Raw genomic sequence first — 22,771 nt, 5'->3', positions numbered from 1 at the left:
TTTGGATGATTGAAAGCTGATTAGAGTTTTTTATTGAGGTTTACATTCCCGTAATCGGAAACGATCGTGACTTTATTGACACCGGTTTTCTTGTTGTAGCCTTCGTAGGATTTGGTGAAATTGGTTTCCTGTTTCGAGCTTACTTCGAGGTCGTTCGGGTATTTGAGGTTGGCGTACTTGAGCTTGATGTCGAAATCGAACGCATAGGCCGGGCTGTAACCGATGCCTACGGTCGTGTAACCCGAAACCACCGAAATATTGCCCGCACTCGAATTGACCGTATCGACCGTCAATTTGCTGTATTTGGTATTGACCTTGAGGTTGTTCGAAATCTCGTTGATGTTGATCGTCAGGTAATCGCCGCTGCCTTCGAGGTTGTTGAGTTTGCCCGAAACGAGTTTGCCGTAATTGCAATCGAATTTGAGGTTGTTGCCTTCCTTGAAATGGATGTCGGTATAATCGGCCTTGAGCGTCACATTGCCAAAATCGTTCATCGTAAGCCCCGAATAATCGGCAGAAATCGTCGCCGCCTTGACATAATCCACCGAAGATTTGCTGCAGTATTCGATGTCGAGCTTGTTGTCGTTGCCGCTCAGTTTTCCGAGCGTGATCTTGCCGTATTTGCATTTGACATCGACCGTGGAGAACAAATCGGTGGTAATGATGTCGCCGTATTTGTTGTAAATCTTGACGCTGCCGTTTTTGGGAATCTTGATCGTGTAGTTGACCTCGATGCTGCTGTTTTTGGTATTGGTGTTTCCGGCGCCGTTCGAGAAAACGGTTTTGGCGGTCACCAGGCTTTTGAGCGCCTCGATGTCGATGTCGATGTCGTTGAGTTTCTTGGTCGCCCAATCTTCGTTGTCGCTGCTGACCTTGATCAGGATGTCGAGTTCGATTTTGTCTTCGGCCCAAGTCGTTACATAGACATTGCCGTAGGAGTTGTTGATGTCGATGCCCGCGTCAGAATTCACGATGTACGCTTTCTTGACGGATTTCTGTTTAACGTGTCGCTGAAATTCGATTCCATTGGCCCATACAATCGGCGAAAGGAAAAGAATCAATATCGTATTAAATAGTGTTTTCATGGGTACTTAATTTTTCAGTGTTTTCGATGTGTTCCAAAACATCCTCGAGGAATGCAATCCTGGTTTTGAGGTTCTGGATCATCGCATGGATAATTTGTTTGCTTTCGCCATTTCTAATCAGTTCCTGTTTGATTTTTTCGTAATCCTTGTCGAGTGCTTCCATTTGGATCAAAGCATCGGAAACGATTTTCTCGTTGATCGGTGACTTTTTTTGTTTGACCTTTTCGAGCTCGAAACGGATCATCGCCGTAAAGATCGAATCGGTTTCGCGGGTTTGTTTCGAGGCAAATTGCAGGTCTGTCCGCTGCGGGGCCTTGTTGGCATTTCCGTTGAAGAAGGTAAAGAACCCGACCAGCAATAGGATGGAGGCCGCTATCGATAACGAATACCAATAGTTTTTCCCTTTTCTTCGGCGCGATTGTTTTTCGAGAAACCGGTCGTAATGGTTTTCGTCCGGCTCGTGAATATCCCATTGCCCTTGCAGGTTTTCAAATAAGTCATCCAATTTGTCATTTTTCATGTCCATTTTTCCTTTTTTATAGTTGGCTCAGTTCAACTGTAGCGTATTTTCTTGTAATTTTTGTCTCAAACTTTCCTTGGCCCTGCTGATGGTCGTGCGGCAATTGGCGTAGCTGATGTTGAGGATTTCGGTGATTTCTTCCTGATCGTAGCCTTCGATGAAGAACAAGGTCAGGATCATTCGGTAACTGTCCTTGAGGCTGTCGATGGCCTGCAGGACCTGGGCTGCCTTGAGGTTGGTGAAATCGGTTTCTGGTTCTTCTGCAGCAGAACCGTCTTCCACTTTGTACATCACCTTTTCAAAATCATCTGCCTTGAATGCATTGGTCTTTTTGCAAAAATCAATGCTGTAATTGATGATGATCCGTTTGAGCCAGGCGCCAAAGGCCACTTCCTGGCGGTAATCATCGATTTTGGTGAAGGCTTTGAGGAAACCTTCCTGCATCACATCTTCTGCATAATGGGCGTCTTTTACGATCCGAAAAGCCACATTGTACATCGCCTTGCAATAGCGATTGTACACCTCAAACTGCGCTTTTTGATCTTTTTGCCTGCAGAGCGAAATTAATTCCTCGATATTTTGTTTAGCTAAACTCAAACAGATGATGATGATTTAAAACGATAGACAGTGCATTTCTGACGATGTTACACTTTTGATAAAAATAATGTAATTTTTTTTTTACGAAGCAATTGATGAATTAATTATATTTGGGACGTTTTACTAAAAATTTCCAAATCGATAACACCACAACACAATGATTAAATCCAAGTTCTTTCTAGCGATTTCATTGATTTTTATCGGCTTGTCTTTCACATCGTGTGACGATGAACCGATAGATCCCGCTTTGCTTCCGCTGCTTAATCCACCGTCCACCGCATGCTCTGGTCCAGTCTCTTTTGAGGCCAGCGATTTTGTAGGCGGATCAAACGTCAACCTGAGTTGGGTGGCCGCTCCGGGTACATCGGCTTGGCAAATCCAATACGGATTGCAAGGTTTTGCAGTAGGTTCTGGAACACAAATTACAGCGACCGATACCGAAGTAACCGTAAGCGGTTTGGTATCGACCAACAATTATGAATTTTACATCAGGACCGTTTGCGGTGCGCAATCCTTTAGCAGTTGGGTAGGCCCAATCAGCGTAGGCGAAAGCATCGGAAGTTGTCCGTCACCCGTTTCACCAACCGCAGTACGTTCTGCCGCCAATACCGAAATCACGGTTTCCTGGACTTCGGGCGGAAGTGCTGTTTCCTGGCAGGTACAATACGGCAATGCCGGATTTGCATTGGGAACCGGAACCATCACCGCAACCACCTCGCCAACCAAAACCATTACAGGCGTCCTGGCCAATACGGCTTACGACTTTTATGTACGTGCGAATTGTTCGGGTACCGATAACAGCAGTTGGGTCGGCCCGGTACGTGTAGATGCGGTGGGTACGATCATTAGCGATTATTGGCCAACGACCATCGGCAACCAATGGGTTTGGAGTGTCGGCGGTGTCGACCAGGATCCGTTTGCGATTGTGTCTACGAATGTCATCAACGGATTTACGTATTTTACGTTCACGACGCCAACCCAACCCAATACGGCTACGACAAGGATTCGCAAAGCCGCCGGCAATTATTACATCCGTACCGAACAGATTACCCATGTCACGCCATTTCCTGGAACGACAACGGGCAACGAAGTCATTCTGTTAAAGGACAATGTAGCGGTGGGAACGAGCTGGACCGATTCGTTTGTACAAACAACCACTTATACCGGCTTTCCGCCCATCAGCCTGAACATGAGTATCGTTTCTACGATTGAAGCCAAGAATGTATCGGCTACCGTCAACGGAACGACTTACAACAATGTCATCAAGGTAAAACGCGTCACCACGGCCGGAACCGATGTGTACAATGGCGAGTATTGGTTTGCCAAAGACATCGGCCCGATCAAAGTGGTCAATGCGGGAACGGTCCAGGAATTGGAATCCTACATTATTAACTAAGAACATCTTACCAAAAATACCAAGCCTGCATCGACCAAATGCAGGCTTTTTTATTGCAATCGGGTCGCAGAAACATCGACGTATGGCACAGAAATTGACCTTTTCTATTCTGCAACGAATTAATTGGCAGTACGTCGATTTTAAACATCAAACCTACGCACTTCGATTATCTTTGTCTAATCATTTACAAATTTCATGTCAATTTGACCCCTTATTTGAAGCTATGCCACAATCAAAAATCTTTAGTTTTGACAATTTGTCACTACAGGAATTCGACTCAGAGGCCGACTTAATACCACTACTGACGCCCGAGGACGAAGAAGAAATGCTCAACGAAGAGTTACCCGCATCCTTACCCATATTACCTTTACGCAATACCGTTTTATTCCCTGGCGTGGTCATTCCGATTTCTGCCGGACGTGACAAATCGATCAAACTCATCAACGACGCCAATGCCGCCGGAAAAATCATCGGGGTCGTGGCACAGAAGAATGAGGAAGACGAGGATCCCACGAAAAACGATATCCATCATATTGGTACGGTAGCCCGAATCCTTCGTGTGCTCAAAATGCCCGACGGAAACATCACCGTCATCCTGCAAGGAAAAAAACGTTTCGCCATCGATGCCGTAACGGCAGAAAGACCTTACCTGATGGCCAACATCAAGGAAGTAGAGGAAAAACGTCCCGGCAAACACGATACGGAATTTCTCGCCATCCTCGAATCGATCAAGGAACTCGCGATCCAGATCATCAAGGAAAGCCCGAACATTCCAACCGAGGCGACTTTTGCGATCAAGAACATCGAAAGCCAATCGTTCCTGATCAATTTCGTTTCCTCGAATATGAATTTGCCTGTTAAAGACAAACAGGATTTGCTGTCAATCAATGCACTCAAGGAGCGCGCGCTCGAGACGCTCAAATTCATGAACCTTGAATTCCAGAAGCTCGAACTCAAGAATGACATCCAGTCGAAAGTGCGCTTCGATCTTGACCAGCAGCAACGCGAATACTTCCTGCACCAACAAATGAAAACCATCCAGGAAGAATTGGGCGGTGTTTCGCACGAACAGGAAATAGATGATATGCGTCTCAAGGCCAAGTCCAAGCATTGGGATGAAAAAACAGCCAAACATTTCGACAAGGAATTGTCCAAGATGCAACGCATGAATCCACAGGCGCCCGATTTTGGCATCCAACGGAATTACCTCGAATTGTTCCTTGAATTGCCTTGGAATGAATTCTCGAAAAGACAATTTCGATTTGAAACGCGCGCAGAAAATCCTCGACAAAGACCATTTCGGACTTGAGGACGTCAAGAAAAGAATGATTGAACACCTCGCGGTTTTGAAATTGCGCAACGATATGAAATCACCCATTATTTGTTTGACCGGGCCTCCGGGCGTCGGAAAAACATCGATTGGTAGATCGGTAGCCGAAGCTTTGGGACGCGAATACGTGCGTATTTCTCTCGGTGGTTTGCGCGATGAGGCTGAAATCCGCGGACACCGCAAGACCTATATTGGTGCGATGCCGGGACGCATCATCCAAAGCATCAAGAAAGCGGGAACCTCGAATCCGGTATTCGTATTGGATGAAATCGACAAATTGTCGAACAGCAACCAGGGCGATCCGTCTTCGGCTTTGCTCGAAGTGCTCGACCCGGAACAGAACAGCGCGTTCTATGACAACTTCCTCGAAATGGGGTACGATTTGTCGAAAGTGATGTTCATCGCCACTTCGAACAACCTCGGTGCGATTCAACCGGCTTTGCGCGATCGGATGGAAGTCATTAAAATGTCAGGTTATACGATTGAGGAAAAAGTAGAAATCGCGCGCCAGCATTTGTTTCCGAAGCAATTGACTGCACACGGCTTGACGGCCAAAGATTTGACGATTGGTAAAAAGCAATTGGAGAAAATCGTCGAAGGGTACACGCGCGAATCTGGCGTTCGTGGACTCGAAGCCAAGATTGCACAAGTAGTCAGGAGCGCGGCCAAATCGGTGGCGATGGAAGAAGACTACAACAAGAAAATCACCGACGAGGACATCGTTAAAATCCTTGGCGTACCAAGAATGGAACGCGACAAATCGGAAAACAATGATGTGGCCGGTGTGGTTACAGGTTTGGCCTGGACCTCAGTCGGCGGCGATATTTTATTTATCGAATCGCTGATTTCCAAAGGCAAAGGCGCGATGACGATGACCGGGAATTTAGGGACGGTGATGAAAGAATCCGCTACAATTGCACTCGAATACATCAAGGCCAACGCCGAACGGCTCGGGCTCGATCCGGAGGTCATCAACAAGCACAACATCCACATCCACATTCCCGAAGGCGCAACGCCAAAAGACGGACCAAGCGCCGGAATCGCGATGCTGACTTCATTGGTTTCGTTGCTCACGCAGAAGAAAGTCAAGAAACATTTGGCGATGACAGGCGAAATTACGTTGCGCGGAAAAGTATTGCCGGTGGGCGGGATCAAAGAAAAGATTCTTGCGGCCAAACGCGCCAACATCAAGGAAATCATCATGTGTGCCGATAATAAGCAGGATGTCGATGAAATCAAGGCCGAATACCTCGAAGGATTGACTTTTCATTACGTCAAGGAAATGAGCGAAGTGCTCAAATATGCGCTGACCAATGAAAAGGTCAAGAACGCAAAAACGTTATAAATACCACAAACAGATTATAATTGAAAAACGGCTAAATAATTAGCCGTTTTTTTATTAAAAATAATATCTTCGCAATTGCGTTATACCTTACAGCAAACCGCAAGTAAACATGATTCGAAAACTCCTTTATCTGTTTTTTATTTTTATTGGAACTGCTGTATACGGCCAGATTGGCGGAAAGTCGGTGTACCGCTTTTTGAATCTCACCACTTCACCACGACAGGCGGCGCTGGGCGGGAAAGTCCTGACCATTTACGATTACGACGTCAACCAGGCGCATTTCAACCCGGCCTCGATCAATCCCGAAATGGACAATCGTTTGTCGCTCAATTATGGCAGCTATTTCGGTGAAGTCACTTATGGTACGGCTGCTTATGCCTATACCTATGACCGTCATGTACAGACTTTTCATGTCGGTGTCAATTATGTGAACTATGGCAATTTCGACGGTTATGACGAGGATGGTTTTGAAACGTCTAGTTTTACCGGAAGCGAAATTGCACTTTCATTCGGTTATGCCTATAACATCCCATTTACGAATTTTCACCTTGGGGCCAATGGGAAATTGATCTCCTCTACGCTTGAAAGTTACCATTCGTTTGGCGGTGCGATCGACCTGGGTGGTATTTATGTGGACGAGGACAACGACATCAATTATGCGCTGGTACTCCGAAACATCGGGATGCAGTTCACCAAATACGAAAGCGAAAACGAAAAACTGCCGTTTGAAATCATGGCCGGGATTTCGCAGGAAATGGAAAATGTCCCGATCCGTTGGCACATCACGCTCGAGAATTTGCAACAATGGAAGGTGTCGTTCTCGAATCCGGCGCGTGCCGAAAACAACATCGATGGCGGAACGACCCCAGAGAAAGTCGGTTTTTTCAACAATGCGCTGCGTCACTTGATCGTGGGCGCCGAGATTTTCCCGAAGAAAGGATTCAATTTCCGCCTAGGTTACAATTTCAGGCGTTCGGAAGAATTGCGTATTCTCGAACAACGCCATTTCTCCGGACTTTGTGTAGGCGTTGGCCTCAAGGTGGGCCGACTCAAATTTGATTATTCCTATTCGCGCTATACGTTGGCGGCCAATACGAGTTTGTTTGGCTTGACCATCAATTTCGCCGAAGACTATTAAAACTTTCATTTTGAAAAAGATTACCATTGCGATAGACGGTTTTTCATCGACCGGCAAAAGTACTTTGGCCAAGCAACTGGCCCAACACCTCGGTTATGTGTATGTCGATACCGGTGCGATGTACCGTGCGGTGACTTTATTCGCGATGGAAAACGGTTACATCGGTGCGGATTTTTTCGATAAGGAAAGTCTGGTCAACAGTTTGCCGTTCATCAACCTACAGTTTCATTTCAATCCTGAATTGGGTTTTGGCGAAATGTACCTTAACGGAACCAATGTGGAACGCGAAATCCGGACAATCGAGGTTTCTGGTTTTGTGAGCAAGATCGCGGAAGTTTCCGAAGTGCGCGCCAAACTCGTCGAACAGCAACAACAGATGGGCAAGGGCAAAGGCATTGTCATGGATGGGCGCGACATCGGCACGGTGGTTTTCCCCGATGCCGAGCTCAAGATTTTCATGACCGCAAGCCCGCATACGCGCGCGCAACGCCGTTTCGACGAACTACAGGAGAAAGGGCAGGACGTTTCATTTGAAGCGGTACTCAAGAATGTGGTCGAGCGAGACCATATCGATACGCACCGTGAGGATTCCCCGTTGCGCAAAGCAACTGATGCCTTCGAGATCGACAATTCGGAGCTCGACCGCGACCAGCAATTCGCCAAGGTGCTCGAACTGGTGAACCTGCGCTCGAAAACGTTGTAAATTTTTGTTTATTCCATTTTTAATAATAGATTTACGGGCTATTATTTTTTAAACCAATTCAAACTTTTTATGAGTATTAAATTCAGACTCACCCTGATGAACTTCCTGCAGTTTTTTATATGGGGTTCCTACTTGACTTCTTTAGGTGGCTATTTGTACAGCAATTTGCATTTTGAAGGCGAACAGATCGGATTAGTGTATACGACTTTAGGAATCGCATCGCTGTTTATGCCAACACTTACAGGAATCATTGCTGACAGGTGGGTCAATTCAGAAAGGGTTTTGGGTGCTTGTCACATTTTGGGCGCGATTTCTTTGTATGCCGCTTCAACGATCACCGATCCGAATACGTTTTTTTGGGTCATGCTTCTGGTAAGTATGTTTTACATGCCGACCATTGCTTTGAACAACACGGTTTCCTATAATATTTTGGTTAAGAACGGATCGGATATCCAAAAAGATTTTCCGAATATCAGGGTTTGGGGCACCATCGGTTTTATTTGCGCGATGTGGTTTGTCGATTTGAACCATTGGACGATCGATGCCACGCAACTGGTTGTCGCCAGTATTTCGGCTTTGGCCTTGGGGATTTACGCCTTCACGATGCCGCCGTGTCCGCCGCTGTATCATAACGATAGCAAAGGTTTGATTTCTACTTTGGGATTGGATGCTTTCGTACTTTTGAAACGCAAAAAAATGGTCATCTTTTTCCTTTTTGCGATGTTGCTCGGGGCAGCGCTTCAGGTTACCAACCAGTGGGGCGTTCCATTTATTGATCATTTCAAGTACATTGATGAATTTAAAGATACGCTGGGGGTTAAATTTCCCAATATTCTCGTGTCGATTTCACAGATTTCCGAGACCGTATTTATTTTGACCATTCCGTTTTTCCTCAAACGCTTCGGAATCAAAAAGGTAATGATCATCAGTATTGTCGCCTGGATCATCCGTTTTGGCTTGTTTGCCATAGGCGATCCGGGAAGCGGGCTGTATTTGTTGATTTTGTCGATGATTGTTTATGGAATGGCCTTCGATTTCTTTAATATTTCAGGTTCTTTGTTTGTCGAAAATGAAGCCGATGAATCCATTCGTGCCAGTGCGCAAGGATTATTCATGCTATTGACCAATGGCGTTGGTGCGATGATCGGAAGTTATGGAAGCGGCTGGGTAGTTCAGCGTTATACCGAAAACAATCTAACGGATTGGTCGACGGTCTGGACGATTTTCGCTGCCTATGCTTTGATCTTGGCCGTTGTATTTCCGTTTGTCTTTAAATACAAACACGACCCCAAAGCGGTTGAAAATATTGCCCATTAAAACACAAAGCCATCAAATAGATGGCTTTTTTATTACTGTGTTCGCTGAATAATTATCGTTTCATCGCGAAATGTCCGCGGTGCTCCTCGCCGTCTTGTCGGATAACGAGGAACCAATAATCGGTGGAAGGCATTTCCCTGCCGTTGTAATAGCCGTCCCAGCCTTTGCTTTCCGAACCAAATCCGGTCAGCAATTTGCCGTAGCGATCAAAAATATACACCTTGAGGTTTGGTTCGGTCTTGGCGTAATAGACCTGCCAGAAATCATTGTAACCGTCGGCATTGGGCGTAAAGAATTTCGGATAGGAGAGTAGGTGTACCTGCTGCTGGATGCCGTCGCAGCCATTGTTGTCCTTGATGTAGACGGTATACAGTCCGGGCGCCAATCCATAAAAAGTATGGCCCAGTTGGAAATGTTCGTTGTCAAGCGAATAGCTGTAGCTGCCGCTTCCCGGGTTGTTCAGGATGACCGAAATGGTATTTTGGTCATTGGTCCAATCGGTGGTTTCGATATGGTGGATCGACGGCGGTTGCGAAGGCAGAACTTCAATCGAATACGTCGCCGTACAAGTCAGCCCATTGGTCGTTTGCGTCACTTCAAGCGTATAGATGCCGGGTTGATCGACCGTGATGGACGATGTGGTTTGACCGGTTGACCACAAATAGGATTCGAATCCAGGGTCGGCGGTGATGGTGACTTCCTGTCCGTCACAAATCGTATACGACAATTGCATGTCGACTTCTGGGTATTCGTTAACGGTGACATGGAAAGAAGTAATGTCGAAACAAGTGCTTACATTGTTGTACTGCATGCGGCAGAATATTTCCCGGGAGCCTGTCGTGTAAAGTGCCGGCAAAGGATTCGTGCCCGATGTAGCCTCGGCCGCCGAAAGGTGATAGGTAATCGTGAAATTGCCCGGGGTTGCCCCGCCCAGTACCGCAGCGTTTTGTCCGCCAAGGTTGAATTCGGCCATCGCATTGTTGTCGTCGCCATCGCATTCGACCAGGTCACCCGGTTGGTTGATCTGCACCAGCGATGGAAGCAGGGCCACATCGGTGAGCGTGTTGGTCACGTTGCCGCAATCGTCCCTGACCTGAAAGTTATAGACCGCGGGTTGCAGATTGGCAAAAATAGGATTGGTGCCGTTGTTGACCAGAAAAGGCTGGCCGTTCATGCTCGTGATCTGGTAGGTCAACGGGGCTACGCCTACGGCCGAAACCGAAACATCCGAATTGACGCCATTACAAGTGGCTTTTTGGATGTCGACGATGGCCAAACCATTGATAAAGGTGAATTCCTGTATGATGTCGGTACACAGCTTGAACAATCCGACGCTGCCGTTCTCAAAACTCTGGAAACGGTGGATGATCCTGAAATCGCCCAGATAGGAAATGTTGTAATTGGTGCCATTGGCATACAGCAACTGATACGAATTGGCCGGTCCGGGCGTATCGCCGGGATTGAAAGGAACACCGGTCTGCGGATGCCCCCAGGTGCCGGTCACCGGATCCAATCGCTGGAGCCAGAACGTCGAGGTCGTATTGCTCCTGAAATGAAAATCGATGTCGAAAGAACCGCAATGCGGGATGATCGTATAGGCGTTTTCATCGATGGTAAAACCTTCGACGGTGATGGTGACCTCGTTGGTCAGCCCGCAACTGTCCGATACTTTAAACGTATAATCGCCCGGCGGGAAACCATTCATGCAAAAGGTGTCGGGAAAATCGGGGCTGATGTTGAAGGAAACGTCATAAGGAAGCGTTTGCCCAAACGTGCTCGGTGCGGCCGTAATCGAAACGGCGGTCAACTGGATGTCGGCCCCGCGGATGCGCAGCGACCCTTTGCCTTCCTCGCAACCCGGCCACATCATGTAGGACAGTTGCGTGGTCAATCCGGGAACGATGAATTCCTGGGTGTACACATTGCCGCAAGTATCGGTGGCGTTGATGGTGTAAGTTCCTGCGGGAATGTCTTCCATTTCAATGGTTCCGGTATCGGGGTCCAGTTGTGCGGTCCAATCGACAGGGTATGACGTCGAAAAAGAAGCAGGCCCAGCGGTAATGGCTACATAATCCAATTCGTAACCGGTCACGCGCACCACCACGGTACTCGTGTCCGAGTCGCAGCCGCTGTTCGGGGTGACCTCGACGACCAGTTCGGGATCGACATATTCTAAAGTCGCATCCACAATCTTTCGAACGTCCGCAGCCATCGGTAATCTTGACTTCATAATGGCCATAAGGCACGCCGTTGTTGGAATCGCCATAATTGATTGGGCTGGTGCTGAAAGGCCCCGGATGGCTGGTGTTGTAGGTAGCCGGGTCGAAACCTGGCGGCGATTGCAGAAATTCTACGGTCAAAGGCGGCATGAAATGATCGACGGCCAAGGCGATGAAATATTCGCCACATTCGGCTGGCGGCGCCCGGAATTCGGCCAGGAGCGGTTTGTTGATCAGGATGTTGTCGAAATAGAAACCATTGCCGCAGGCATCTGTGACCGTTACATTATAAGTATAGACCAAATTGCTGTAGTACGGAATCACCGTGACAAATTCCTGACCCGAGATGTCCCCGCTGGCCATGGTGGTCGTAGTGACAATATCGGGGCCGCCACCGGGTGGATGGATCGTGTAGGTAATCGTAATCGGGAAACTGATGGCCGAATTGAGTTCGGGCGACAAGGTGTTGGTGATCGTGATTTCATTGCAGTTGACCACTTCGGCCTGATCGGATTCGGTCCACGACAAGTTGGTGCCGGTCGAGGCAAACAGCGTATGGGTCACTACCCAGCCTTGGCCGCAACTGTCAAAGACACGCACCTGATAAACGCCGACGCTCAATCCGGTAAATACATTGGAAGTCTGCAGTGGCGCAATGACTGGCCCCGAAATAATTTCATAGGAAACCGCAGTCCCTTGAAAAGTATTGACGGTCATCGTGCCGTTGTTGCCGCAAGTGACCGCCGTTCCAGAAATAGTATACAACGATGGTGTGACTGTATTGACAATGGTTACATCGACGGTCTGTGTATTGGAATCGGTGCCCAAAACCTGGGTGGCGATCACGCGGTAGTTGCCCGCGGTCAATCCGTTGAGTTGGTTCGTGGTCAGTACGGCGATGGGCGTGGTGGTGTTGGGCAAATAATAAACGCGATAGGTGACCGTCGCGCCTGGATCGGTTCCTGTGACGGAAAAAGTCAGCGCGCCGTTTCCGGGGCAGGATTCGTCGGTTGGGGTGACATCGAGGGTAAAAGCCGGCAATTGGGCGTAAATCATCGAGGTGAAAAAGAATGCCAAACACGCGAAAAGCCACGAATGGCTCGCTTTTTTAGGAATATTCGGATGAATTATTTGTAGCGTTGTGTTCACCAATGGATTCTTTTTCCAGAAATTTTGGTTTCTAATTTAAGAATAATTTCTGATAAAACATGTTAATATTCTAAAACCCTAATGTTCAGTGGTGGAATGTTTGGTAGATTCAAATAGATGTCTTACTTTTGCGCACCTTTTGGCGGAGAAGTATTTCCATTGGGCCTAAACAATTTAAAGCTAACAACTTCTGTTTTTTGATCCGCGTAAGAAATTAGAAAAGAACAGAATACAAATTATTTTATCAGCATGTCTGAATTATTAAAAACACAAGAAGATTTTTTGACCAACTTTAACTGGCACAATTTCCAAGAAGGGATCGACGCCGTAGACGAGAAACACCTCAAAGAATTCGAGGATATGGTTTCAAAAACCTTCATTGCCACTGACCAAGAAGAAGTAGTTGAAGGAACTGTAGTTCGCATCACAGACCGTGACGCTATCGTTGACATCAACGCCAAATCGGAAGGGGTTATTTCTTTGAACGAATTCCGTTACAACCCGAACTTGAAAGTAGGCGACAAAGTTGAAGTACTCATTGACGTTCGCGAGGACAAAACAGGTCAATTGGTTCTTTCACACAGAAAAGCACGTACCATCAAATCATGGGATCGCGTGATCGCTGCCAATGAGACTGGAGAAATCGTTAACGGTTTCGTGAAGTGTCGTACAAAAGGCGGTATGATCGTAGACGTTTTCGGAATCGAAGCGTTCTTGCCAGGTTCACAAATCGATGTGAAGCCAATCCGTGACTACGATGTTTACGTAAACAAAATGATGGAATTCAAAGTTGTGAAGATTAACCACGAATTTAAAAACGTTGTCGTTTCTCACAAAGCGCTTATCGAAGCGGATATCGAAGTTCAGAAAAAAGAAATCATCGGTCAATTGCAAAAAGGACAAGTACTCGAAGGTGTGGTGAAAAACATCACTTCTTACGGTGTATTTATCGACCTTGGAGGTGTTGACGGTCTCATCCACATCACTGACCTTTCTTGGTCAAGAATCAATCACCCAAGTGAAGTTCTTGAACTCGATCAGAAATTGAACGTGGTAATCCTCGATTTCGATGATGAGAAAACAAGAATCCAACTCGGATTGAAACAACTCAACGCACACCCTTGGGATGCTTTGGACAAAAACCTTGCGGTTGGCGACAAAGTGAAAGGTAAAGTAGTCGTGATCGCTGATTACGGTGCTTTCATCGAAGTGGCTGAAGGTGTTGAAGGTTTGATCCACGTTTCTGAAATGTCTTGGTCTACGCACTTGCGTTCGGCCCAGGATTTCGTAAAAGTAGGCGACACTGTTGAGGCAGTTATCTTGACTTTGGACCGTGAAGACCGCAAAATGTCTTTGGGCATCAAGCAATTGTCACAAGATCCATGGACCGACATCACTTCTAAATACCCAGTAGGTTCTAAGCACACTGGAATCGTCCGCAACTTTACCAACTTTGGTATTTTCGTGGAATTGGAAGAAGGAATCGACGGACTCATCTACATCTCAGATTTGTCTTGGACCAAGAAAATCAAGCACCCATCTGAATTCATCAACGTAGGTGAGAAATTGGATGTGATCGTTTTGGAATTGGACGTTGAAGGACGCAAATTGTCTTTGGGTCACAAACAGACTACGCCAAACCCTTGGGATCAATACGAAGATTCGTTCGCAGTGGGAACCATCCACAACGGAACGATTTCTGAAATCGTTGACAAAGGCGCTACCGTAGAATTCGGTGACGACATCGTTGCTTTCATCCCGACCCGTCACTTGGAAAAAGAAGACGGCAAGAAATTGAAAAAAGGCGATGTAGCTGATTTCAAAGTAATCGAATTCAACAAGGAGTTCAAGAGAGTAGTAGCTTCTCACACGGCCATCTTCCGCGAAGAAGAGGAGAAAAACGTGAGAAACGCTCAGGAGAACGTAACGTCATCTTCTAACAATGCACCGGCTGCAACTTTGGGAGACAACAACGACATCCTTGCTGACTTGAAAGCGAAAATGGAAAAGAAAGAGAAGAAATAATCGTTCTCAATCGATAGTAAAAACCCCGCAGTGATGTGGGGTTTTTTTATTCTCGCCTGTTCCTTAAATTATTATGTATATTTACGGGAAAAGCAAAAAATATGAATAAACACTACTTGCTCATTCTTGCCGTTTTCTTTTTTTCTACTGTTGGTGCACAAGTCATCAATTTCCCCGATCCCAATTTTAAGACACAGCTTTTGAATGCCAACGCTTCGGGTTACGCATCGGCCTATGATGGCAACGGCAATGCACTGACCATCGACGCGAATAACGACGGAGAAATTGAAGTAGCCGAAGCCTTGCAATTGGTCTGGTTCTCGATGCCCAATGGCAATGTTACTTCCGTTGAAGGGTTGTCGTATTTCAGCAATATCAAGTTCCTTGGGTTTTACAACAATCAACTTACGGCCTTGGACATTACTGGGCTCGATAATCTGGAAAGTTTGACCTGTAGCCAAAATCAAATAACCACGCTGGATGTCACCAATGCGGTCCACCTTAAATATTTGGATTGTTACGACAACCAGTTGACCAGCCTTACTGTCGGCGGATTGACACAGCTCGAACAATTGTTCTGTCAAAGCAACCAATTGACAGCGCTGGACATTTCGGGTCTCGATGCGCTTACGCAAATCGACTGTTCGCACAACCAAATTGCGTCATTGGCCTTGAGTCCGCTGACCCACCTGCAATTGTTGAACTGTAGCAATAACCAGATTCCGGTACTGGATTTGTCGGGATTCACCAGCCTTTTTAACTTGGATTGTTCCCATAACAATTTGAGCACATTGGATGTTTCGCAATCCACCGGATTGGGTTACCTGCACTGTCTGAACAACCAGCTCACTTCATTGAATGTACACGGATTGACAGATTTGCTGCAATTGTGGTGTGAGTTCAACCAGTTGCAGTCGCTCGACGTGAGTGGCCTCACTACGCTCAATAGTTTGCGTTGCAATGACAACCAGCTCTCGAGCATCGACCTTTCTGGCGGCCTGGATTTGTGGGAATTGCTGTGCGACAACAATCAGCTTGCCAGTATCGACGTAAATCAGCTTTCCGGGTTGACTTTCTTTACCTGTAAGAACAACCTGCTGACTACTTTGGACGTATCGATCCATGCGCAAATGATTGTTTGCAGCGACAACCAGTTGACATCGCTGTTCATCAAAAATGGCTCAGATGAAGGCAACGGATTGCTGTTTTCCGGAAATCCGAATTTGGAATATGTATGCGTTGATGATTTTCAGTTGGACGAGGTGCAAAACATGATCACGGAATACGGCTACGCGAACTGCTTCGCCAACACTTATTGTACTTTCGTACCGGGCGGAACTTCCTATGTCATACAAGGCAATGCCAAACTGGACAGCAATGCCAACGGATGCGATGCTTCGGACATCAATTTCCGCGACCTTAAGTTTGCGGTGTCAAGCAACGGAGATTCGGGCGTATTTGTGGCCAATACGGCCGGAAATTACAGGTTGCCCGTCACGGCGGGAAGCCATACCGTTACGCCGCAATTTGAAAATCCGGACTATTTTATCGCGACGCCATCGGTTTTAAATGTTGATTTCCCTGCCGCCGGGAGTACAGTCAACCAGGATTTCTGCATTACCGCCAACGGAGGGCACAACGACCTCGACATTGTCATTTTGCCTACCGATATCGTCCAGCCAGGATTCACATCCACCTACAAAATACTATTCAAGAACAAAGGCACCAGCGCCCAATCTGGAACGGTTGTTTTGGGTTTTGATGAACCGACACTCGACTTTATTGTCGCAAACCCAAGCAACAATAATCAAGGCACAGGCAGTTTGACATGGGATTTCACCAATTTGCAACCGTTTGAAAGAAGGGAAATTTTCGTCACGCTAAAATTGAACGGACCGATGGATACGCCGTCGGTGGGCGTCGGATACATTTTAAACCTCCAGGCGACAGTAGTTGCAAATGTCGATGAAACACCCAACGATAACACCTTCAATCTCAGTTTTTCGGTACTGAATTCGTACGATCCCAATGACAAGACCTGCTTGGAAGGGGCAACCATCGCTCCCGAAAAGATTGGTCAATACGTGCATTACAAAATCCGTTTTGAAAATACCGGGACGGCAAATGCCCAAAATATCGTCGTCAATGATCTGATCGACCTCAATAAATTTGATGTCGAATCGCTTGTTCCGCTTGACGGCAGCCATAATTATTCCACGAGGATTTCGGGAAATAATGTGGCGTTCATCTTCGAAAACATCAACCTGCCTTTCGACGATGCCCACAATGACGGCTATGTGCTGTTCAAGATCAAAACCAAGCCGTCGCTGGTCTTGGGCGATACCTTCAGCAATACAGCGAGCATCTATTTCGATTACAACCACCCGATTGTGACCGAACCGGCCGTGACCACGATTGCCGCATTGGGCAAAAGAGATTTTGCGTTTTCGGAGCAATTTTCAATTTATCCGAATCCGGCCGGAAATATGCTCAACATCCAATCGAAAAACAGCACAGCAATACAGTCGGTTGCCATTTACAACCTGCTCGGACAATTGGTCTTGAAAGTCATCAACGCCCAACAGGCGAAATCGATCGATGTTTCTGCCTTGCAATCCGGAAATTATTTCATCAAAATTGCCACCGACCGCGGAAATTCGAATACACGATTTGTCAAGAAATAAAGGAGAGCCTTGCCTTGTGCGGGGCTTTTTTTTTTAACGCAAATTTCAAGCAGGCTATTTTTTATTTACATTTATGACGCTAAAAACCAAATACATGAAAAAACTCTACACCTTAGTTGTTGCTTTTGTTGGCATGATGGGCTACGGCCAGGTCATCAATTTTACGGACTATAATTTCAAGGACATGTTGTTGTATTCGTCCGAAACCCATTTGATTGCTTACAATCTGGATGGCCAGCCCACCGTTGTCGATACCAATGCCAACAATGAAATCGAAGTCAGCGAGGCCCAAAACATCAAGGAACTCGATCTTTTCATGTGGGGGCAGGGCGTCCACGATCTTGGTGGAATCGAGTATTTCACCAACCTCGAATCGATCAACATGCAGATCAACCAACACATCCAGACGATCAATTTTTCTACGCTGACGCATTTCAAACACTTGATCGCCGATGGGGCCAATTTGAGCGGCGTGCTCGATTTTAGCAATTGCCCGGATTTGAGGACGGTGTATTGCCCAAACAACCACCTGACCGGAATCAACCTGACCGGCGTCAATTTTCTCGAAGTGCTCGATGTCAGCGGGAGCAACCTGACGAGCCTCGAAGTGCATTCGCATGGAGCCGAAACTGCAACGGGCTATCTTTCGCTCCAATGCAGTGGCAATCAGTTGACAAGCCTTTTGATCGAAGGCCGGTTTTCGGAAATCAATTGCGCGGACAACCAGTTGACCCATATCGATATTTCCAATTGTGAAGATTCCTCGAGTTGCTATTTCACAGGAAACCCACTGGTGTCGATGAACATCAAGAACGGTTTTCACAATTACATGATTTATCCGGGTGATTTTCCGTTGCTTGAATACCTCTGTTGCGATGCGGGCTATGAGTATGACGAATTGGTCGAATCGGCCGGATGGAGCGGCTCTACCGCCGAAATCAATACCTATTGCACGGTGGAACCGCAAGGCAATCATTTTACGCTGCAGGGAACGGTTCGCGTCGATGCCAACAGCAATGGTTGCGATGCCTCTGATGAAGCCTATCCGCACCTCAGGTTTACAGCCGATCCAAGCATGAATGTTCCGTACCATTTTATAGCCAACGAGAGCGGCAATTATACCATGTGGTTTACCGCCGAGACTTATACCATTACGCCCAATATCCAAAATCCATCTTATTTTACCGTATCGCCACCGAACCTGAACATTACGTTTGCGGCACAGACCACGCCGGTAATCCAGGATTTTTGTATCACACCGAATGGTTCGCACGATGATTTATCGGTGTCTATTGTGCCGCTGAACGTAGCACGTCCGGGTTTTGATGCCCGTTACAACATCGTTTACCGAAACGTGGGAACGACCACGCAATCGGGTTCGCTGGCCTTTTCTTTTGACGATGCCGTGATGGACTTGGTTGACGCGACGCCTGCCGTTTCTTCGCAATCGACCGGACAATTGCACTGGAATTTTGCCAATCTGGCCCCGTTTGAAAGCCGGACGATCTTGGTCAGGGTCAACCTCAATTCCCCGGTGGAAACCCCGTCGCTCAACAGCGGGGATGTTTTGAATTACACCGCAACGCTGTCTGCCAATACCGATGAAACGCCTGCCGACAATTCAGCCACGGTGGCCCAAGGCGTTGTGAATTCTTTTGACCCGAACGACAAAAACTGTCTCGAAGGCACTGTCATCAGTCCGGAAATGATCGGCGGTTATGTGCATTACCTGATCCGTTTTGAAAATACGGGCACTTTCGCGGCCGAGAATATTTTTGTCAAGGACATGATCGATACCGATAAGTTCGACATCGAATCGTTGGTGGCACTCGAAGGCAGCCATCCTTATGTTACGAGGATCGATGGCAACAAGGTCGAGTTCGTGTTCCAAAACATCAACCTTCCTTTTGACGACGCCCACAATGACGGTTATGTCCTGTTCAAGATCAAGCCGAAAAATACTTTGGTTTTGGGAGATTCGTTCAGCAACACGGCCAGTATCTATTTCGACTTCAACCACCCGATCGTAACCGAGCCCGCCGTGACCCTCATTGCCGCATTGGGTAAAAAGGATTTTGAGTTTTCGGAGCAGTTTTCGATTTATCCGAATCCGGCTGGAAACACACTTCACATCCAATCGAAAAATCAAACGGCGCTGCAATCGCTGCGGATTTACAATTACCTCGGCCAATTGGTGATGAGCGTATGGAATCCGCAACCCCTGCAACCGATCGATGTTTCGGCATTGCCTGTTGGAAGCTATTTCCTACGGATTGATTCGAGCCGCGGCCAATCCAATACACAGTTTATCAAGAAATAAAATTAGCCCTGCCATGTGCGGGGCTTTTTTTAGTTTCCGTTGAATCAAATATTTAGTTACATTTAGCAAACCAAAACAAAACCCATGAAAAGAAATTGCTTACTCATTATGATGGCGTTGTTGGCCCAGTTTTCGGTGGCGCAGATCGTCAACATTCCGGATCCGGTCTTCAAGATGGTCCTGGTCAACTCGAGCAACGTCGATCCCAATTCGTTTTTTTACAATGTGGCCAAAGATTTGGCAGGCAACCCGCTGGCCATCGATGCCAATGATGATGGCGAAATTCAGGAATCCGAAGCGGCACAGGTCAGCTTTCTTTGGATTTCCCCGGGATTCGACCCCAATGTGTACAGTTTTGTAGGCATCCAGAGTTTTGTCAATTTGCGCGAGATCCGGTTTTATGGCAACCCGATCACGACGCTCGATTTGAGCGGGATGTCGAGCATCCAGAAACTCAAGATCGAAGGCATGAGCACCCTGACCCAGGTCAACCTGACCGGACTGACCGGTTTGCTCGATCTGTATGTCAACCAGGTGCCCAATGCCAACATCAATTTTACAGGCGTCAACAATCTCAAGACTTTGAAATGGAACAACAACGGCACGGCGCCCTTGACGCTTTCGTTGCTTCCGGGCCTTGAAAAATTGACTGCCAATTACAACACGTTCACGACGATGAATTTTACGGGATTGTCGAGTATCCGGTCGATCGATTGCAACTACAACGAAATTACAACGCTCGATTTGAGCCCGATTGTCACGCTTGATTCCCTGACCTGCCACCACAACAGCATCGCCACGCTCGATGTGCAGCCGTTGGTCAACCTCAAATACCTGAACTGTACCAGCAACGAAATGACTTCGCTCGACCCGCACGGATTAGCCAGTCTCAAATACCTGTGCTGTGGGGGCAATGTGCCTTTTGCCAGTGTGAACCTGCAGGGACTTGTGAGTCTCGAAACCCTGATCCTTAGTTTTACCGGCATCACGGCCATCGATTTGTCGCCGGTACCAAGCCTCAAGACACTGACGCTGATCAGGAACGAATTGGATGCGCTCGATCTGTCGCCTGTGCCCAACCTGGTATCGCTGAATTGCACCGAGAACAACCTGACGGCGCTCGATCTGTCGGTAGTACCCAATTTACAGACGTTGAACTGTTCGCGCAATTTGATTACCGATCTCAATATCAGCCAGAATACCATGATGAAAACCATCGATGTTTCGTACAACGATGTGCCGGCCATCGACGTCAGTGCCATGCCGAATTTGCAGACCCTGAACGTTTCCCACAATGAAGTCTCCACGATTGATATCAGCCAGAATACCCAAATGACCGGTTTACTTGCCGGAAGTTGTCCGATGCTCGAAACGGTCTTTGCCAAAAACGGCGCGAACGAAACCATAACTATGTTCAACCAATCGTCCAACATCCGTTATGTGTGTGTGGATGAAGCGCAGGTGGCGGGCATCCAGCAAAATATTGTCACGTATAACCTGACGGCGACCTGCCATGTCAACAGCTATTGCTCGTTTGTTCCCGGCGGCCAATTTTATACCGTGGCCGGCAACAACAGATTGGATCTGGACAACAATGGTTGCGATTCGGGGGACATTGCTTTTCCGAACCTCAAGCTTACGTTTGCTTCGAATACCGATTCGGGCAGTTTTATCGCCAACCATTCGGGGGCTTATACTTACAGTTTGCAGGCCGGGAATTATACGGTCACGCCTTCGGTTGAAAACCCGTCTTATTTTAGCGTTTCTCCAGCGAGTACGGCGGTTAGTTTTCCAAGCATGGCAAGCCCGGTTTCGCTTGATTTCTGTCTTGTTCCAACCGGAAGCCATCCCGATGTGGAGCTTGTCATCATGCCCGATGGAATAGCCCGTCCGGGTTTTGATGCCCATTACAAAATCATTTACATCAACAAAGGCAATACAATTGAATCGGGTTCGGTTACGCTCGATTTTGACGATGCGATTCTGGATTTTGTATCCTCAAGCCAAAGTCTATTGGTACAGACCGCCAACCTGCTCACCTGGGATTTCGACAACCTGATGCCTTTTGAGACCCGCGAAATCGACTTGGTGTTGAATGTCAATTCGCCATTGGAAGTCCCGGCAGTCAATTTGGGCGACGTGCTTTCCTATACGGCTACAGCGGTGACCGCCAACGACGAAACCCCCAACAACAATGTGTCGTCGTTGCGTCAAACCGTGGTCAATGCCTTTGATCCCAACGACAAAACCTGTCTCGAAGGCAGTACGGTTGGACCGGATATGGCCGGACAGTATGTGCATTACCTGATCCGTTTTGAAAACCTGGGGACCGCCGTGGCCGAAAATGTGGTCGTGGCCGATCTGATTGACAGCAATAAATTTGAAGTGTCTTCGCTGGTTCCGCTTGCCGGAAGCCATGATTACGTGGCGCGAATCAATGGCGATAAAGTGGAATTCATTTTTGAGAACATCAACCTGCCGTTCGAGGATGTCAACAATGATGGCTACGTGTTGTTCAAGATCAAAACCAAACCGACGCTGGTGCTCGGCGATACGTTCAGTAATGCCGCGAGCATCTATTTTGATTACAACCATCCGGTTGTGACCGAGGCGGCAGTTACGACCATTAGTGCATTGGCGGCCAGAGATTTTGAAATCGGCCAATATTTTTCAATTTATCCGAATCCCGCAGACAATGTATTGAACATCCAAACCAATGGAAACATACAGTTGCAGTCATTGGTTGTTTACAATACATTGGGTCAGGCCGTTATGGTTGTGGCCCATGCCAATCAAGCCCAAAAAATTGATGTTTCTTCACTGCCAACCGGAAATTACCTGATTAAAGTAGGGACGGACCGTGGCGCTTCATCGATGAAATTTATCAAAAAGTAACATCAAATTCTTAAAAAACCAAAGGCCCTGCTGAGTCAGGGCTTTTTT

The 22,771-nt window shown here is 47.2% G+C and carries 13 protein-coding genes and 1 pseudogene; 9 read left to right on the top strand and 5 right to left on the bottom strand.

Annotated features, from left to right (window positions below):
- Positions 1 to 20: 20 nt before the first annotated feature.
- Genes QM717_RS17345 through QM717_RS17335 form a run of 3 tightly spaced genes read right to left on the bottom strand, consistent with a single transcriptional unit; the run spans position 21 to position 2,202 of the window.
- Positions 21 to 1,085, bottom strand: coding sequence for a hypothetical protein (locus tag QM717_RS17345; protein WP_415039398.1), 1,065 nt, complete (start codon positions 1,083 to 1,085; stop codon positions 21 to 23).
- Positions 1,069 to 1,611: an anti-sigma factor gene (locus tag QM717_RS17340; RefSeq protein ID WP_415039396.1), complete on the bottom strand. Its 543-nt coding sequence runs from the start codon at positions 1,609 to 1,611 to the stop codon at positions 1,069 to 1,071. Before QM717_RS17340 ends, QM717_RS17345 begins: the two co-directional genes overlap by 17 nt.
- Before the next feature lie 21 nt (positions 1,612 to 1,632).
- The gene (locus tag QM717_RS17335) at positions 1,633 to 2,202 is read right to left on the bottom strand and encodes an RNA polymerase sigma factor (protein WP_415039394.1); all 570 of its coding nucleotides are present in this window, start codon (positions 2,200 to 2,202) and stop codon (positions 1,633 to 1,635) included.
- 157 nt (positions 2,203 to 2,359) lie between these two features.
- On the opposite strand from QM717_RS17335, the gene QM717_RS17330 reads away from it, so the two are divergent.
- The 5 genes and pseudogenes from QM717_RS17330 to QM717_RS17310 all read left to right on the top strand — a co-directional run bounded on the left by QM717_RS17330 (position 2,360) and on the right by QM717_RS17310 (position 9,431).
- Positions 2,360 to 3,598 carry a hypothetical protein gene (locus QM717_RS17330; RefSeq protein ID WP_415039392.1) on the top strand — a complete coding sequence of 413 codons (1,239 nt, stop codon included), beginning with the start codon at positions 2,360 to 2,362 and terminating at the stop codon, positions 3,596 to 3,598.
- Between the two features lie 223 nt (positions 3,599 to 3,821).
- Positions 3,822 to 6,273, top strand: a pseudogene (gene lon / locus QM717_RS17325) (endopeptidase La).
- A 109-nt stretch (positions 6,274 to 6,382) separates the two neighbouring features.
- The gene (porQ, locus tag QM717_RS17320) at positions 6,383 to 7,411 is read left to right on the top strand and encodes a type IX secretion system protein PorQ (RefSeq protein ID WP_415039391.1); all 1,029 of its coding nucleotides are present in this window, start codon (positions 6,383 to 6,385) and stop codon (positions 7,409 to 7,411) included.
- Between the two features lie 10 nt (positions 7,412 to 7,421).
- Entirely contained in the window at positions 7,422 to 8,114 is a 693-nt protein-coding gene (cmk, locus tag QM717_RS17315; protein WP_415039389.1) for a (d)CMP kinase, read from the top strand.
- A 69-nt stretch (positions 8,115 to 8,183) separates the two neighbouring features.
- Entirely contained in the window at positions 8,184 to 9,431 is a 1,248-nt protein-coding gene (locus tag QM717_RS17310; protein ID WP_415039387.1) for a nucleoside permease, read from the top strand.
- Positions 9,432 to 9,483: 52 nt separating this feature from the next.
- On the opposite strand, the gene QM717_RS17305 is transcribed toward QM717_RS17310, so the two are convergent.
- Entirely contained in the window at positions 9,484 to 10,164 is a 681-nt protein-coding gene (locus tag QM717_RS17305; RefSeq protein ID WP_415040162.1) for a T9SS type B sorting domain-containing protein, read from the bottom strand.
- A 1,246-nt stretch (positions 10,165 to 11,410) separates the two neighbouring features.
- Positions 11,411 to 12,799, bottom strand: coding sequence for a hypothetical protein (locus QM717_RS17300; protein ID WP_415039385.1), 1,389 nt, complete (start codon positions 12,797 to 12,799; stop codon positions 11,411 to 11,413).
- Positions 12,800 to 13,048: 249 nt separating this feature from the next.
- Between QM717_RS17300 and rpsA the strand changes: the two genes are divergently transcribed.
- The 4 genes from rpsA to QM717_RS17280 all read left to right on the top strand — a co-directional run bounded on the left by rpsA (position 13,049) and on the right by QM717_RS17280 (position 22,723).
- The gene (rpsA, locus tag QM717_RS17295; protein ID WP_415039383.1) at positions 13,049 to 14,824 is read left to right on the top strand and encodes a 30S ribosomal protein S1; all 1,776 of its coding nucleotides are present in this window, start codon (positions 13,049 to 13,051) and stop codon (positions 14,822 to 14,824) included.
- A 101-nt stretch (positions 14,825 to 14,925) separates the two neighbouring features.
- On the top strand, positions 14,926 to 17,508 hold the full coding sequence (locus QM717_RS17290; protein WP_415039381.1) for a T9SS type A sorting domain-containing protein: 2,583 nt from the start codon (positions 14,926 to 14,928) through the stop codon (positions 17,506 to 17,508).
- A gap of 94 nt (positions 17,509 to 17,602) precedes the next feature.
- Positions 17,603 to 19,828, top strand: coding sequence for a T9SS type A sorting domain-containing protein (locus QM717_RS17285; protein ID WP_415039379.1), 2,226 nt, complete (start codon positions 17,603 to 17,605; stop codon positions 19,826 to 19,828).
- A gap of 84 nt (positions 19,829 to 19,912) precedes the next feature.
- Positions 19,913 to 22,723, top strand: a complete 2,811-nt coding sequence (locus QM717_RS17280; protein ID WP_415039378.1) for a T9SS type A sorting domain-containing protein — start codon at positions 19,913 to 19,915, stop codon at positions 22,721 to 22,723.
- Positions 22,724 to 22,771: the final 48 nt, after the last annotated feature.

The organism is Flavobacterium sp., from assembly GCF_047602195.1.
Classification (GTDB): domain Bacteria; phylum Bacteroidota; class Bacteroidia; order Flavobacteriales; family Flavobacteriaceae; genus Flavobacterium.
This window is presented reverse-complemented; position numbering and strand designations above follow the sequence as displayed.

Coding starts and splice junctions, on each gene's coding strand:
- QM717_RS17345 (WP_415039398.1), bottom strand. CDS start 1,085: ATGAAAACACTATTTAATACGATATTGATTCTTTTCCTTTCGCCGATT.
- QM717_RS17340 (WP_415039396.1), bottom strand. CDS start 1,611: ATGGACATGAAAAATGACAAATTGGATGACTTATTTGAAAACCTGCAA.
- QM717_RS17330 (WP_415039392.1), top strand. CDS start 2,360: ATGATTAAATCCAAGTTCTTTCTAGCGATTTCATTGATTTTTATCGGC.
- porQ (WP_415039391.1), top strand. CDS start 6,383: ATGATTCGAAAACTCCTTTATCTGTTTTTTATTTTTATTGGAACTGCT.
- QM717_RS17310 (WP_415039387.1), top strand. CDS start 8,184: ATGAGTATTAAATTCAGACTCACCCTGATGAACTTCCTGCAGTTTTTT.
- QM717_RS17305 (WP_415040162.1), bottom strand. CDS start 10,164: ATGCAATTGTCGTATACGATTTGTGACGGACAGGAAGTCACCATCACC.
- rpsA (WP_415039383.1), top strand. CDS start 13,049: ATGTCTGAATTATTAAAAACACAAGAAGATTTTTTGACCAACTTTAAC.
- QM717_RS17290 (WP_415039381.1), top strand. CDS start 14,926: ATGAATAAACACTACTTGCTCATTCTTGCCGTTTTCTTTTTTTCTACT.
- QM717_RS17285 (WP_415039379.1), top strand. CDS start 17,603: ATGAAAAAACTCTACACCTTAGTTGTTGCTTTTGTTGGCATGATGGGC.
- QM717_RS17280 (WP_415039378.1), top strand. CDS start 19,913: ATGAAAAGAAATTGCTTACTCATTATGATGGCGTTGTTGGCCCAGTTT.